The 14085-nt window shown below is 69.2% G+C and carries 10 protein-coding genes; 8 read left to right on the forward strand and 2 right to left on the reverse strand.

Going from position 1 to position 14085, the window contains the following annotated elements:
- The first annotated feature begins 135 nt into the window (after window positions 1-135).
- Together O5O46_RS19285 and O5O46_RS19290 are read left to right on the forward strand one after the other, a co-directional pair.
- Complete coding sequence (locus O5O46_RS19285) at window positions 136-822, forward strand: SDR family oxidoreductase (protein WP_269856735.1); 687 nt, start codon at window positions 136-138, stop codon at window positions 820-822.
- A gap of 329 nt (window positions 823-1151) precedes the next feature.
- A complete protein-coding gene (locus tag O5O46_RS19290) occupies window positions 1152-1592 on the forward strand; it encodes a hypothetical protein (protein ID WP_269856736.1) in 441 nt (146 codons plus the stop codon).
- A 145-nt stretch (window positions 1593-1737) separates the two neighbouring features.
- On the opposite strand, the gene O5O46_RS19295 is transcribed toward O5O46_RS19290, so the two are convergent.
- Window positions 1738-2664, reverse strand: a complete 927-nt coding sequence (locus O5O46_RS19295) for an NAD(P)H-binding protein (protein WP_269856737.1) — start codon at window positions 2662-2664, stop codon at window positions 1738-1740.
- Between O5O46_RS19295 and O5O46_RS19300 the strand changes: the two genes are divergently transcribed.
- The 5 genes from O5O46_RS19300 (at window position 2650) to O5O46_RS19320 (ending at window position 11693) form a co-directional block, all read left to right on the forward strand.
- Window positions 2650-2775 (forward strand): hypothetical protein, encoded by a 126-nt coding sequence (locus O5O46_RS19300; RefSeq protein WP_269856738.1) that lies wholly within the window; start codon window positions 2650-2652, stop codon window positions 2773-2775. The two genes, O5O46_RS19295 and O5O46_RS19300, sit on opposite strands and share 15 nt — an antisense overlap.
- A 687-nt stretch (window positions 2776-3462) precedes the next feature.
- Window positions 3463-7473, forward strand: a complete 4011-nt coding sequence (locus O5O46_RS19305) for a Pls/PosA family non-ribosomal peptide synthetase (protein ID WP_269856739.1) — start codon at window positions 3463-3465, stop codon at window positions 7471-7473.
- A 114-nt stretch (window positions 7474-7587) separates the two neighbouring features.
- Window positions 7588-8979 (forward strand): diaminobutyrate--2-oxoglutarate transaminase family protein, encoded by a 1392-nt coding sequence (locus O5O46_RS19310; protein WP_269856740.1) that lies wholly within the window; start codon window positions 7588-7590, stop codon window positions 8977-8979.
- 4 nt (window positions 8980-8983) lie between these two features.
- The gene (locus tag O5O46_RS19315) at window positions 8984-10243 is read left to right on the forward strand and encodes an aspartate kinase (protein ID WP_269856741.1); all 1260 of its coding nucleotides are present in this window, start codon (window positions 8984-8986) and stop codon (window positions 10241-10243) included.
- A gap of 124 nt (window positions 10244-10367) precedes the next feature.
- Window positions 10368-11693, forward strand: coding sequence for a M1 family metallopeptidase (locus O5O46_RS19320; protein ID WP_269856742.1), 1326 nt, complete (start codon window positions 10368-10370; stop codon window positions 11691-11693).
- Between the two features lie 67 nt (window positions 11694-11760).
- Here the strand turns inward: O5O46_RS19320 and O5O46_RS19325 are convergent, their stop codons facing one another.
- Window positions 11761-12117: a hypothetical protein gene (locus O5O46_RS19325; RefSeq protein WP_269856743.1), complete on the reverse strand. Its 357-nt coding sequence runs from the start codon at window positions 12115-12117 to the stop codon at window positions 11761-11763.
- A 425-nt stretch (window positions 12118-12542) separates the two neighbouring features.
- Here O5O46_RS19325 and O5O46_RS19330 point away from each other — a divergent pair, with 425 nt between their 5' ends.
- Window positions 12543-14054, forward strand: coding sequence for a DHA2 family efflux MFS transporter permease subunit (locus O5O46_RS19330; RefSeq protein ID WP_269856744.1), 1512 nt, complete (start codon window positions 12543-12545; stop codon window positions 14052-14054).
- Window positions 14055-14085: the final 31 nt, after the last annotated feature.

Consider the following 14085-nt stretch of genomic DNA (forward strand, 5'->3'; position numbering starts at 1 on the left):
TGTGGCCTGATCGGCGACCGGCCGGAACAGACCCCGAGCCGTCCGGGTGAATCAGTCCGCCAACGCCCGTACCGTCCGCGTATGACTGCATAAGATCCTTGACGGCCGCATGTCCACCGGAAGGGACACCGGATCGTGACCACATCGATCGTCGTCGGAGGAAGCGGCGGCCTGGGACGCGTTCTGGCGCAGCGATTCGCTGACCGCGGAGACACCGTCATCATCACCAGCCGCACCAGCGCACGCGCCGAGAGCGCTGCCGCCGAGATCGCCGGCACGGTGCGGGGCCTGGCACTTGACCTGTCGAGGCCGCAGACCATCGATGGAGCGCTCGCCGACGTAGGCGAAGTCGACAACCTGGTGATCAGCGCCGTCGCGGAGCTTTTCACCACTGTCGCGGACTTCGACATCACCAAGGCCGTCGACCTCGTGACCATCAAACTGGTGGGGTACACGGAGACCGTGCGAGTTCTGCGTGACCGGTTCACCCCCGGGGCGTCGGTCGTACTGTTCGGCGGGCTGGCCAAAGAACGCCCCTACCCAGGATCCACCATGGTGAGCGCCAGCAACGCGGGTATCACCGGCCTGATGAAGACCCTCGCGGTGGAGATTGCGCCCCACCGCGTCAACGCCATCCACCCCGGCGTGGTGGGCGACCATCCGAGGTGGCGCGACGCCCCGGACCATCCCCACGTGTCCCGTACTCCCATCGGGCGCCTCGTGACGATGGCGGAGGTCGCCGACGCTGCCGACTTCCTCCTTCGCAACACCGGTGTCAACGCCCAAGAGCTGTTCGTTGACGGCGGAGTACGCATCACCTGATGCGAGTGACGTATGTGGTCCCGCCACCAGGTCGACCACCCAGGTGCGCTGACCGCACGCCGCGCCGTCCCGAATACGGTCGGCCAAACGCTGACAAGATCGCTGTCCATGCGGCGCGAGTAGTGGTGTGACGACTCTCGTTTCGATGCCGTCCGGCGGTGCACGTCAGTCGTGTCAGCGAGGCTGGAGGCGTCGGGGCCGTCAGCCGACGAACTCAGAGGGCTTTCACAGGTAGTTGGCCATGTGAAGTCAACCCAATGGTCGGCATGCTGGTTCCGCCCATGGCGCGTACCACGATGAGGCTCCCCCCACTCTCTCCTGGAGGACCCGTGCCCAAGCTCTCCGCTGCCCGAATGTGGGCGTCCGTTCCCGCCGCGGCGCTCTGCCTCGCGGTGTCGTGGATCCACGTGCAGGACCAGGGCGGCTTCCCCGGCAACAAAACGCCCGCATATGTCGCCGCCGGGTACTACCTGCTGGAGGCCGCCGGAGTGATCGCCGCCGGACTGCTGTTACTGGCGGCCCGCCGGGGCGCGAGGGCCCTTCCGGTATGGCTGTTGGCGGCCTGCGTCGGCATCGGACCGCTGGTCGGTTATGTACTGTCGCGAGGTCCGGGACTGCCGGACTACTCGGACGACAAGGGCAACTGGGCGGAGCCGCTCGGCCTGGTCAGCCTGGTGGTCGAGGCGGCTCTGATCGCCATCTCGCTGACCGTCCTGCGCACGGCGGGCGGCGGAGCGCGCGGGCAGCAACTCCGGGCGGGCGCGAACTAGCCTCCGGGTGCCGTGCCCTGGTGCTCGGCTGCACGTCTCCGGGCCCCCGCCACGGTGGCCGACGTACCCAGGGCGCTGGTCGGCCGGCGCCAACCGTGCGAAGCCGGGCGGCAGCAGCGCCCGGCAGGGCGCCGCAGGTTCGGCCCTATCCCCGACCGCTTCGAAGCCCCGGCGTGGCCTCGACCAGGCTCTCGAAGCCCGACGGCGGGCGGCCCAGCAGTTCCGCCACATCGTTGGTGACCCGGTCGTAACGGTTCTCCCGGTGCAGTTCGGCCATCGTGGCGATGTGGTCGAAGACGTGCGGTGACAGACCGAGTGGCTTGAGGTCGCGCTCAAGCCACTCGTCGTACGGTACGTCGACGTAGCTCACGGTGCGGCCCAGGGCGCTGGAGAACTCGGCGGCGATGGCGGTCATGTCACGCGACGCGGCGCCGGTCAACTCGTAGACGCTGCCGACCGGTGGTGACGGATCGAGAAGCAGCCGGGTGGCCACCGCCGCCACATCGCCGGAGGCCACGGGCGAGGTGCGGGCGTCGCCGAACGGGAGGCGGATCGTGTCGTCGCGTTGGATCGAGGCGACAGCGAGCATGCCGAACAGCGGGTTCTCCATGAACACAGTCGGCCGGATGTGGATGACCGGCAGCCCCGACCAGTTGAGGACGTGTTCGGCGAGCCAGTGCAGTCGCTGCTGGTTCGACTCCGTACTACTGGTGAGGCTCATCTGCGATACCGTCATCTGGGAGATGTTCACCAACAGTTCAAGCCGCTCGCCCTCAAGTGCCGCCGCGGCCACGGTAGCCGTGGCCTCCAGGTAGCCGGGCGACACGCTCATCCCGAAGTAGGCCCTGCGGCAACCCTCCAGGGCCGCCACCACGTCCGCGCCGCGGGTGAGGTCGCCGACCACCACTTCCACGCCGTCCAGCGCCCGCAGAACCGCGGCCCGGTCGTCGTCGTGGTGTACCAGGGCGCGTACCGGCACCCCGTGCTCGCGCAATCCCGCCACCACCTTCCCGCCCACACCCCCGATGCCGGCAGCGGCTCCGGTGACCAGGATCGGATGAGCACTTGGCATGGTGGCCTTCCCACGGTCGACGACTCGTTCCGGTTCCCTTTCTACGGCACGTCGACCGCCCCCGGCACGCCCCGGCAGGCCCCGGCCGCGGCGGCCACCCGGCAGGACTAGCGCTGTCCCGGCCAAGGCAAGCCTGTTTCTTGCAACAACCAAGGGCGAGTCTTTACGCGATCCGAGCGCCGTTTGGCGGGATCGGGGCCGCCCCGGCGACAATCCGCTGGCCGGTTCTCGGAGCAAATCTTCTGCCGGGCCGCGACGCAAAGTTACTGGACACCTTTCATGGACATGACCGGCATGGAATCGCGAATGGGACCCCGGAGCGGCGGCGAACAGCAAGCGGAGTGCCGTTCGATTCTGAATCTATGGCATACCTGTGAATTAACTGTCAACCCGGAAGATGGGACAGTCACCTTTGGTATACGTTCTTCGGGAGTAACCGGCCATCCGACGTTGGCCCATATACCGCTATTCCACGAGACCACGCATACCTAGTTTTCGTTTCGGTTCAACGCGCTACTACTTGGCAGGTCGACGGCCCTTGTCGCGAGAGGAGCCGCCTGACGTGCAGGTACCACAAGCCGACCGATTCGCACACCCCATGCGGCACTCAAGCCAACCGGCCGGTTTCCGGACCGGTTTGCACACCAGCCCGCCACGCGCTCCACTGCTTCCCGTCACCTGCGGGAAACATCAAGTGGCGCACAGCGAAATGCAAAGACAATTAAAAAACCCTCCTGCATTACGGGGTCACAAGGAGTGGCTATGCCAGAGGCACAACCAATCGCACCTTCCGCCAAGGTGGGTGATGATCCGGGCGCGGTTACCGCGACGCGCCCCCGGGCGTTACCACCCACTCGGGGACTGATCCAGTTCTTCGAGCGGACATGCGACCGAACACCTGAGAACACCGCACTGGTCTGCGGTGACACACAGCTCAGCTACGCCGAACTCGACCGCCGGGCGAATCGGTTGGCGCGGCTGCTCAGACGGCGCGGCGCCGGGGAGGGCCGGGCTGTCGGGATCCTGCTCGACCGTTCCGTGGACACCTATGTCGCCCTGCTCGGCGTGATGAAGGCTGGTGCCGCCTACGTTCCACTTGACCCTTCGTTCCCTGCCGACCGGGTGGCGTTCATCGCCCGGGACGCCGAGTTGTGCGATCTGGTGACGTCGTCCACCATGTCACACCGCACGCAAGGGCTTTCCTGCCCGGTCCTCGAACTGGACGAGTGCGCAGAGGAGTTGGCCGGTCAATCGGCCGAGCGCCCCGCAGGCGGCGTCAGCCCGTCGTCGCTGTGCTACGTCATCTACACCTCGGGAACCACCGGCCGCCCCAAGGGCGTTGCCGTCTCGCACGCCAACATCGTCAACTTCCTGCGCGTGGTCACGCCCATCTATCGGGTGAACGGCGATGACAGGGTCTACCAAGGGCTGTCCATCGCGTTCGACTTCTCGGTGGAGGAGATCTGGCCCGCGTGGTCGGCGGGGGCGACACTGGTGGCCGGGCCGACCGACGACCGTCGCGTCGGGCAGGGGCTGGCCGACTTCCTGGTCGAGAACGCGATCACGGTGCTGTGCTGCGTCCCGACGCTGCTGACCACCATCGAGGGCGAAGTCCCCTCACTGCGCAGCCTGTTGGTGAGCGGCGAGGCCTGCCCGCCCGACCTGGTGCGCCGCTGGCACCGCCCCGGCCGCCGCATCCTCAACGCGTACGGCCCCACCGAGTCGACGGTGACCGCGACCTGCGGAGAACTGCACCCGCATCGCCCGGTCACCATCGGAACGCCGCTGCCCACCTACCGGGTCTACATCCTCAACGACCGGATGCGCCCGGTCGCCGAGGGCGAGAGCGGTGAGATCTGCGTCGGCGGCCCCGGAGTGGCGATCGGCTACCTCAACCGGCCGGAGCTGACCGCGGAGCGGTTCGTGACCAACCCGGTCGAGCACGAGCGGGCCGAACACCCGCGCATCTACCGCACCGGGGACCTGGGCCGGTTCACCTCCACCGGGGAGATCGAGTACCTGGGCCGGATCGACACCCAGGTCAAGATCCGCGGCTACCGCATCGAGTTGGCCGAGATCGAGGAGGTGCTGCGGGAGGACGAGGCGGTCGAGAACGCGGTCGTCACCCCGCTGGAGCGGGACGGCGTGGTGCAGGACCTGGTCGGCTACGTCACGCTGACCGGCCGTACCGGTGGCGAGAGTCACGACCAGTTGCGGGAACGCCTGCACACCGCGCTACGCCGAAGACTCCCCGAGTACATGATCCCGTCGTTCGTCGAAGTGCTTCCGGAGTTCCCGCTGTTGGCGGCCGACAAGGTGGACCGGGCGGCGCTGCCCGCCCCGGCCTCTCCCCCGCTGGCGCGCGGTTCCCGCCCGCACGTCGCCGCGGCCACTGCGCTGGAGCGCCAACTGGCCGCGGTGTGGCGGGAGGTGCTGGGCGCCGAGAACGTCTCGGTGGAGGACGACTTCTTCTGCGACCTGGGCGGCCACTCCATGGCGGCGGCCCGGCTCGTCTCCCGGCTGCGTCGGCAACCGGAGTTGGCCACCGTGGCCATGGCCGACCTGTACGCCCACCCCACCATCCGCGATCTCGCCACGTACCTGGACACCGGCGATCAGGCCCCCGACGAGCAGCCGTCGGCGGAACCGGCGCCCCCGGTCCGGCACCACTCCAGTGCCCGGGTCGCGTTGTGCGGCATCGCCCAGATCGGCTCCCTGTACGCGTGGTTGCTGCTGGCCGGTCTGCCACTCGGTGTGCTGGTCTACCGGCTGCTGGCGGTGTGGCACGAGCCGGTGCGCGCGGTGGCCCCGCACTCCGCCCTCAACTGGCTCAGCCATCTGGGGTTCGGCGCGTTCATACCGCTGGAGATCGGCTGGCTGCTGGTGAGCCTGCTGGTGCTCCCGCTGCTCGTCGGCCGACTGCTGATGGCGGGGGTCCGGCCCGGCTGGTATCCGCTGTGGGGCGTGACGTATCTGCGGTTCTGGCTGTACGGCAAGGTGCTGGCGCTCTCCCCGATCGCGCTGCTGACCGGTTCACCGCTGCTGCCGCCGATGTTGCGGCTGCTGGGGGCGAGGATCGGCCGCGGCTGCCATCTGTCGTCCGTCGTCGCGCTGCCGTGCTTCCTGCGGCTCGGCGACGAGGTGAGCGTCGGCTACGGCGCGCGGTTGCTGCCGTTCCTGGTAGAGGACGGCTGGCTGCGGCTGGCGCCGGTGGCGCTGGGCGATCGCAGCTACGTCGGCACCAACAGCGTCGTGATGCCGGGCGCCACCCTGGGCAGCGGCGCGTCCGTGGGCGACCAGTCGCTGGTCCCCGCCGACCGGACCGTACCGGCCGACGAGCACTGGTCCGGCTCTCCCGCACGCCGTCAGGACGCCCGCCCGGCGCTGCTGGACGCCATGGCCGCGGACGCCGACGACCGGCGCTGGCCGCTACGGCTGCTGGCCGGATACGCCCTGGGATCACTGCTGTTGATACTCGTGCCGCTGGTCATCGCCGACGCCACCGGAACCCTGGTCGGCTATGTGACCGTCAGGGACGGCCTCGTCTGGGGCTGCCTGTCCACGTTGGCGGTCGGGCCGCTGGTGGTGGTGCTCACCTGCCTTCTGGTCCTCGTCCTCAAGCGCGCGTTGCTGCCGCGGGTACGGGCGGGCGTCCATCCGGAGCGCAGCGGCTTCGGGGTGCGCAAGTGGATCGGCGACGGCCTGATGAACACCAGCCTGGTCCTGACCCACGCCCTGTACTCCACCCTGTACCTGGTGCCGTTCCTGCGCTGGCTGGGTGCGCGCACCGGCCGCTGGTCGGAGGTGGCCACGGTCAGCTTCGTCGATCCGGACATGCTGGTCATCGGCGAACGCAGCTTCGTCGCGGACGTCAGCGTGGTGGGGCCCGCGGTCTTCCACCGGGGCCGGATCGCGCTGGCACCGGCGGAAGTGGGGAAGCGCAGCTTCGTCGGCAACGGCGCACTGGTGCCCGGCTCCTGCCGAATGGGCGACAACAGCCTGCTGGGCGTGCACTCCGTGGCGCCGACCCGGCCGGTGGACCCGGAGACGACCTGGCTGGGGTCACCGGCGATCTTCCTGCCGCGCCGGGAGGAGAGCCAGAACTTCCCGGCGAAGTACACCTACGACCCGAGCCCCGGGCTGATCGCCGCCCGGCTGGTCATCGAGTACTTCCGGGTCACCCTGCCCGGCACCTTCGCGGCCCTCGGCGTGCTGCTGAGCCTGTACGCCGCGATCGGCCTCGCCAAGTCGGCTTCCCCGACGGCCCTGTTCCTGCTCGGACCGGCGCTGCTGCTCGGCGTCGGCGTACTGGCCACCCTGCTCACCGTGGTCCTGAAATGGCTGGTGATCGGCCGCTACCGGCCACGGGTCGAACCGCTGTGGGGCATCTGGGTGCGGCGCACCGAACTGATCACCGGGTTGTTCGAGAACCTCGTCGTGCCGTCGCTGGTGAACTTCCTCACCGGAACGCCCCTGATGGGTACGGTCATGCGGCTGTTCGGCGCCCGGATCGGCCGCCGGGTGTGGCTGTCCACCACCTACATGACGGAGTTCGACCTGGTGGAGGTCGGCGACGACGCGGCGGTCGGAGAGGTCACCTCGTTGCAGACCCACCTGTTCGAGGACCGCGTGATGAAGATGTCCAACGTCAGGGTCGGCAAGGCGAGTTCGGTCGGCCCCCGGACGGTCGTGCTCTACGACGCCGAGGTCGGCGCCGGTACCTCACTGGACGCGCTGTCCCTGCTGATGAAGGGCGAGCGGCTGCCCGACCGCACGAGGTGGCGCGGCATCCCTGCCCGTCCCTGTTGAGCCGAGGGCGCCCGTCCTCGTCGCGCCAAGTCCCGGCGTTCCCGGCACACCGGAGGCGGCCGAGTGCCGCATCGACCAACATCCCGCAGTCTTCTGCTCTCTCGCGGAGAAACCATGACATCGCTCGACCACCTCGGTACCTGGACCGGCCCGCACGTCGACCACGAACTGCCAGGCCCCCGCTCTGCCGAGTTCCTGGCACTCCAGCAGCGCCACGAGTCCAACGCCCGTACCTACCCCCGCCGGTTGCCCATCGCCATCGAGGAGGCTTCCGGAAGCTTCGTACGGGACGTGGACGGCAACGTCTTCATCGACTTCCTCGCCGGGGCCGGTGTGCTCTCCCTGGGGCACAACCACCCCGATCTGGTACGTGTCATCACCGATCAGCTCGGTCGGCTCACCCACGGCCTGGACTTCCCCACCCCGGCGAAGGAGGAGTTCATCCAGGCCCAACTGGCCATGCTGCCACCGGGCCTACGGGACCGGATGAAGATCCACTTCTGTGGGCCGACCGGCGCCAACGCGGTGGACGCCGCGCTCAAGCTGTGCAAGACGGCGACCGGCCGCGGCGATGTGATCTCCTTCCAGGGCGGCTTCCACGGCAGCAGCCACGCCGCCATGGCGATCACCGGCCTGGTGTCGCAGAAGCAGCCCGTGCCCAACGGTGTGCCCGGCATCCACTTCTTCCCGTACTCCTACTGCGCCAGGTGCCCGCTCGACCTGACGCCGGACGCCTGCGCCACCAACTGCGTGAGCTTCTTGGAACGTTCACTGCGGGACGGCAACGGCGGGGTGCCGCTGCCCGCCGCGGTGATCCTGGAGATGGTGCAGGGCGAGGGCGGGATCATCCCGGCGACCGGCGACTTCGTAAGACGGGTACGGGAGTTGACGCGGGAGCTGGACATCCCGCTGGTGGTGGACGAGGTGCAGAGCGGCTGCGGGCGCACCGGCACCTGGTTCGCCTTCGAGCAGTACGGCATCGAACCCGACGTCATCGTCGCCTCCAAGGCGTTGAGCGGCATCGGCACTCCGGTCGCCGTCATCCTCTACGACGAGCGGCTGGACGTCTGGGCGCCCGGCGCGCACACCGGGACCTTCCGCGGCAACCAACTGGCGTTCGCGGCGGGGGCGGAGGCGGTACGGGTCTTCGAACGCGAGGACATCCTGGGCAACGTCCACCGGCGCGGCGAGCAGATCCTCAAGTCGCTCGCCGAGTTGCATGCCAACCCCTGGGTGCGCGAGGTGCGCGGACGCGGCCTGATGTGGGGCATCGAGTTCGCCGATCCCGGCGACGGCAGCCCGGCAGGCGCCGTCGCCGGCCAGGTGCAGGCCGGTGCGCTACGGCGCGGCCTGATCGTGGAGGTCGGCGGCCGTGCCGACTGCGTGGTCCGGCTCATGCCGCCGCTGAACGTCACCGCGGAGGTGGTCGACACCGCCTGCGCAATCCTCGTCGACGCCATCGCCGACGCCACACTGTCCGCGGACCGGGGACGGCAGGAGGCTTGACCACGTGGCACTCATCGTCCAGAAGTACGGCGGCTCCTCGGTACGCGACACCGAGCGGATCAAGAAGGTCGCCGAGCACATCGTCGCGACCCGCAGGGCGGGCCATGACGTGGTCGTGGTGGTCTCCGCGATGGGCGACACCACCGACGAACTCCTCGGTCTGGCAGGCGAGGTGACGGAGGCTCCCACGCCACGCGAGCTCGACATGCTGCTCACCTCGGGCGAGCGGGTCTCCAACGCCCTGGTGGCGATGGCCATCCAGGCACTGGGCGCTCCGGCGTGTTCGTTCTCCGGTTCGCAGGCGGGGGTGTTCACCACCGCCGCGCACGGTCGGGCGCGGATCGTCGACATGGACACCACCCGTGTGCGGCAGCAACTCGACCGCGGCGCGATCGTGCTGGTCGCCGGGTTCCAGGGGGTCAACCGGGAGAGCGGTGACATCACCACGCTGGGCCGCGGCGGCTCCGACACCACGGCGATCGCGCTGGCCGCCGCCCTGAAGGCGGACACCTGTGAGATCTACACCGATGTGGACGGGGTCTACACCGCCGACCCCAGGATCGTGCCGAACGCCAGGCTGCTGGAGCACATCAGCTACGAGACCATGCAGGAACTGGCCGCCTGCGGTGCGAAGGTGCTGGCGCTGCGCAGCGTGGAGTACGCCCGTCGGCACGGAGTACCGGTGCACGTGCGCTCCTCGTACAACACCCGGCCGGGGACGATGGTTTCGGCGGCCCGTGAGGTGCCGCCTGCCGAGCGGCCGTCGATCACCGGTGTCGCCCACGACCAGTCCGGCGCCAAGATCACCGTGACCGGTCTACCGGACGGCCCCGGCCCCGCGGCACAGGTCTTCCGGGTCGTCACCGGTGCGGAGAGCGAACTCGACATGGCCGTGCGCGACACGTCACACGGCGCGGACGGCCGCACCGAGTTGTCCTTCCTCGTCCCGGCGGACAGCCGGCTGCCCGTCGTGGCGGCGTTGCGTGAGCACCAGGAGGAGATCGGCTTCGCTGACATCTCCCAGGACGAGCGCATCGGCAAGGTCTCGCTGGTCGGCACCGGGATGCGCTCACAGCCCGGGGTGATCGCCGCGTTCTGCGAGACGCTGGCGGCGGCGGGCGTCAACATCGAGATCATCTCCACCTCGGAGATCCGCATCTCGGCCGTGTGCCGGGCGGCCCAGCTGGGTGACGCGGTAAGGGCGTTGCACGGCGCCTTCGGGCTGGGCGCGCCCGAGGGGGTGGCCGTCGCCGCGCGGACATGAGGTTCCGCTCGCCCACGTGGCGTGCGGTTTCGGGTAGTAGTACGTGGGGGGCGGGCTCGGCACTGGCCCGCCCCCCTCTCCTGTTCGGCCGAACCGAGCCAGTGCCCGGGCGGAGGAGTACACGGTGGAGTTCGGGAGGGCCGCGCGGTACTTTCCACGGCACGGCAGCGACGACTACCGGGTGCTGCGGTACCGGCTGCGGCTGGACTGGAAGCCGGGCTCCGGGCGGATCCTGGCCAGCGCGGGGCTCACCGTCCTCCCCGAGCGCGCGGTGGAGGTGATCAGTCTCGACCTGTCCCACCTTGAGGTGACCAGGGTCGCCGCCGGGGGCGAACCCGTTGAGTTCCACCAGCGCAAGAAGAAGCTGAGCATCAGGCCAGGTCGGCCGTTGCCGCTGGGGCGGCCGGTGGAGTTCGAGATCGGCTATCACGGTGTCCCACGGCCGGTCGGCGTTCCCGAACTGGACGACGAGGCGGGCTGGTTCCGCACCCGGGACGGAGTCCGGGTGATGAGCGAACCGCTGGGCGCCCCCTCGTGGTTCCCGTGCAACGACCGACCGGACGACAAGGCCGCCTACCGGTTCGAGATCACCGTGCCGCAGGACCACCAGGTCTGCGCCAACGGGCGGTTGACGCAGCGGCGCACGGTCGGCGGGCAGCGCGTGGAATGGGTCTACGAGCATCCGGGGCCGATGGCGCCCTACCTGGCGACCGTGGCCATCGGCCGGTTCGTGTTCGTCGAGCAGACCGGTGGCCCGCCGGGCGTGCTGCTGCGCAACGCGTTCCCCGAACGGCTGCTGGACCGCGCCGAGTTCGACTTCGGCCGCCAACCGCGGATGCTGCGGGTCTTCAGCGAACTGTTCGGCCCCTATCCGTTCGACGTGTACGGGTCCGTGGTGGTGGACGCCGTGGTCGGCGACCCGCTGGAGACCCAGACGTTCTCGGTCTTCGGCACCGACCGGGTCACCGGCCGACGGAGCTACGAGGACGAGGTGGCCCATGAGTTGGCCCACCAGTGGTTCGGAAACAGCGTCGGCATCCGCGACTGGCGGGACATCTGGCTCAAGGAGGGCTTCGCCAACTATGCCGAGTGGCTGTGGTCGCAGGCGTCCGGCGGTCCCAGCGCGCACACGATGGCGGTGTCCCATCTGAACAGTCTTCGCGCCAAGGGACAGGACTTCGCCATCGGCGACCCGGGGACGGCCAGGCTCTACGACGACCGCCTCTACACCCGGGGCGCGTTGACCCTGCACGCCCTGCGGCTGACCGTGGGGGACGAGAGGTTCTTCGCCCTCCTCCAGGCGTGGGCCGGGCGGTACCGGGGGGCCAGCGCCGACACCGCCCGCTTCATAGCCCTCGCCCAGCGGGTGTCGGATGCCGCGCTCGACGGCTTCTTCCACGACTGGCTGTACACCGCCGCGATTCCCCAACTGCCGTTGGACGGAGCCTGATCCAGCTCGCAGGCGCGCCCCGCCCGGCGCGGAGCCGGGCGGGGCGAAACCTTACGTCAGCCGTGTGTCACCTCGTGCACCAGCGGACGTACCGGTAGTTGTTGACGTAGTAGGCGGGAATCCAGCCCTGGCCGCCCGCGAGCTTGTACCAGCGGTCGTTGCTGCCGACCTGGCCACCCCTGGCCTTGCACACGATCCACACGTGCATGCCGTTGTTGATCGTCCCGGTCGCCCAGCGGTTCACACCGGGGCCGTAGTGGACGGTCACCGGCTCCGGGGAGACCACCCGTCCCTCGACGCGGTGGTGCCAGAAGCCGTGGTGGGCGGGGGTGAGGGCCTGCGCTCCGGTGGCGGTGCCCAGCGCGACGCCTGCGGTGAGCAGGGCCGCGGTGATGGACCTCCGGATGGAGTGACGTTTCATCATGACGCTCCTCTCTCCAATACCGGCACATACAATGGGATTTGCTGTTTTGCCGGTATTGGCGTGAAGATACTGCCCAACACTTGATGCACCGTATGCCACACGTTGGAGTGATTGGCTAGCCAAGTGATTTGACCGGCCCACAGTTGCCACACAGAGAGCCGGACACACCCGGACGCGCGGGACGAAAGCGTCAACGGTCAACAATCAGCGGACACTTTCCTCCCTTCAGGGGATTCCCTACGGCGTGTCTGGATGAGTCCGATGCGCTTCGGCAACTCTACGTATGCGACAAATCACCCCATTGGCCCGCATGGACCTCACGTGCAAGAGAGGGGGATCGCTGCCATGTCCGTCGCATCAGAAGGAACCCGGTCCGGGCTCGTCGATCACGACGCGGAGCGCCGACGAGTGCGGCGTCCGCCGCGATGAAGAAACGTAAAGCCGCCGCACATGGGCGGCATGCCCGCCGTCCCGTGGCGCACCAGCACGGCGCGATCCTCCAGGAGCCCACTCCCCTTGCAGAGGGCGGGAGTTGGGCGGGAAGTCTGCGGCTGACGATGACGGTCGTCCTGGTGGCGGCGGTCATGCTCTTCCTCGACTCGTCCGTCGTCCACGTCGCCCTGCGGTCGCTGTCCACCGGCCTGCACATGTCGTTGAGCGCCGCGCAGTGGATCGTCTCGGCCTACATGCTGGCCTTCGCCGCGGCGATCCCGACAAGTACCTGGGCGGCACAGCGCTTTGGCCCGGAGCGGGTGTACCTGGCCGCGATGAGCGTGTTCACCGTGGCGTCCGTGATGTGCGGACTGGCGCACGCCCCCTGGCAGTTGATCGTCGCCCGTGCCGTACAGGGCGCGGGCGGCGGGCTGATCAGTTCGGTCTGCCGGATCATGCTCGTCACCGCCGCCGGCCCCAAGCGGCTGCCCAGGGTCATGGGCACCCTGGGTATCCCGGTGATGCTGGTGGCGGTCATGGGACCACTGCTGGGCGGCGGACTGCTGGCGTACGTGGGATGGCGCGCGATCTTCTTCCTCAACGCGCCGATCGGCATCCTCGCGCTCCTGCTGGCGCGCCGCCTTCTGGGGCCGAAGCCGCCGCGGCCCAGTTCGTCACTGGACGTGGTCGGGCTGCTGCTGGTCTCCCCCGGGCTGGCCGCACTGACGTACGCGCTGACCCAGGCCGGTCGCTCCGGGCGGCTCGGCTGCCCGGCGGTGGTGGTGCCGCTGTGCGCCGGAGCGGTACTGATTGTGGCGTTCGTGGTGTGGTCGCTCCAGGGCAGCAGTCCGCTGCTGGACCTACGGCTGTACCGCAACGGGGTGTTTCGGGCGGCCGCGCAGTCGATGTTGGTCACCGGTGCCGTGGTGTTCGGCGGAACGATCCTGCTGCCGTTGTACCTCCAGACGGTACGCGGTGACGATCCCTGGCGGACCGGTCTGCTGATCGCGCCGCAGGGGCTGGGCACGGCGGCCGCGATGTGGCTGTCCGGCCGGTTGTTCGAGCGGCTGGGCAGTGCGACGGTGCTGGTCGGTAGCGGTGCGGTACTCCTCGCCACGCTGCCGTTCGCGTTCTTGACGGTCAGTACGCCCTACTGGTGGCTGATCACCGCAACGGTGCTGCGGGGCGTCGGCGTCGGGCTGGCGCACACCCAGGCGATGACCGCCGCGTACCAGTCACTCGCCCCGGCGCACATCGGGCAGGCCAGCACCCAGTTCAACACCCTTGAACACGTAGGCGGTTCACTGGGCTCCGCGACACTGATCCTGCTGCTGTCCCGGATGCCGTACACCTACAGCCATGCCCCGATCTCCCGAGCGCACGCGGTGGACATCGCCTACTGGGCACTGATCGCGGTGAGCGGATGCAGCCTGCTGCCCGCCGCCGCGCTGGTCGCCGCGCAGCGCCGAATCGGCCAGGAGGCCACCGCCGCCTCACCGCGATGACCGCACCGGGGGCTCCCGCCCGCGCCGTGGG

The sequence above is a fragment of the Streptomyces sp. RPT161 genome (genome assembly GCF_027533845.1).
GTDB classification, from domain to species: domain Bacteria; phylum Actinomycetota; class Actinomycetes; order Streptomycetales; family Streptomycetaceae; genus Streptantibioticus_A; species Streptantibioticus_A silvisoli_A.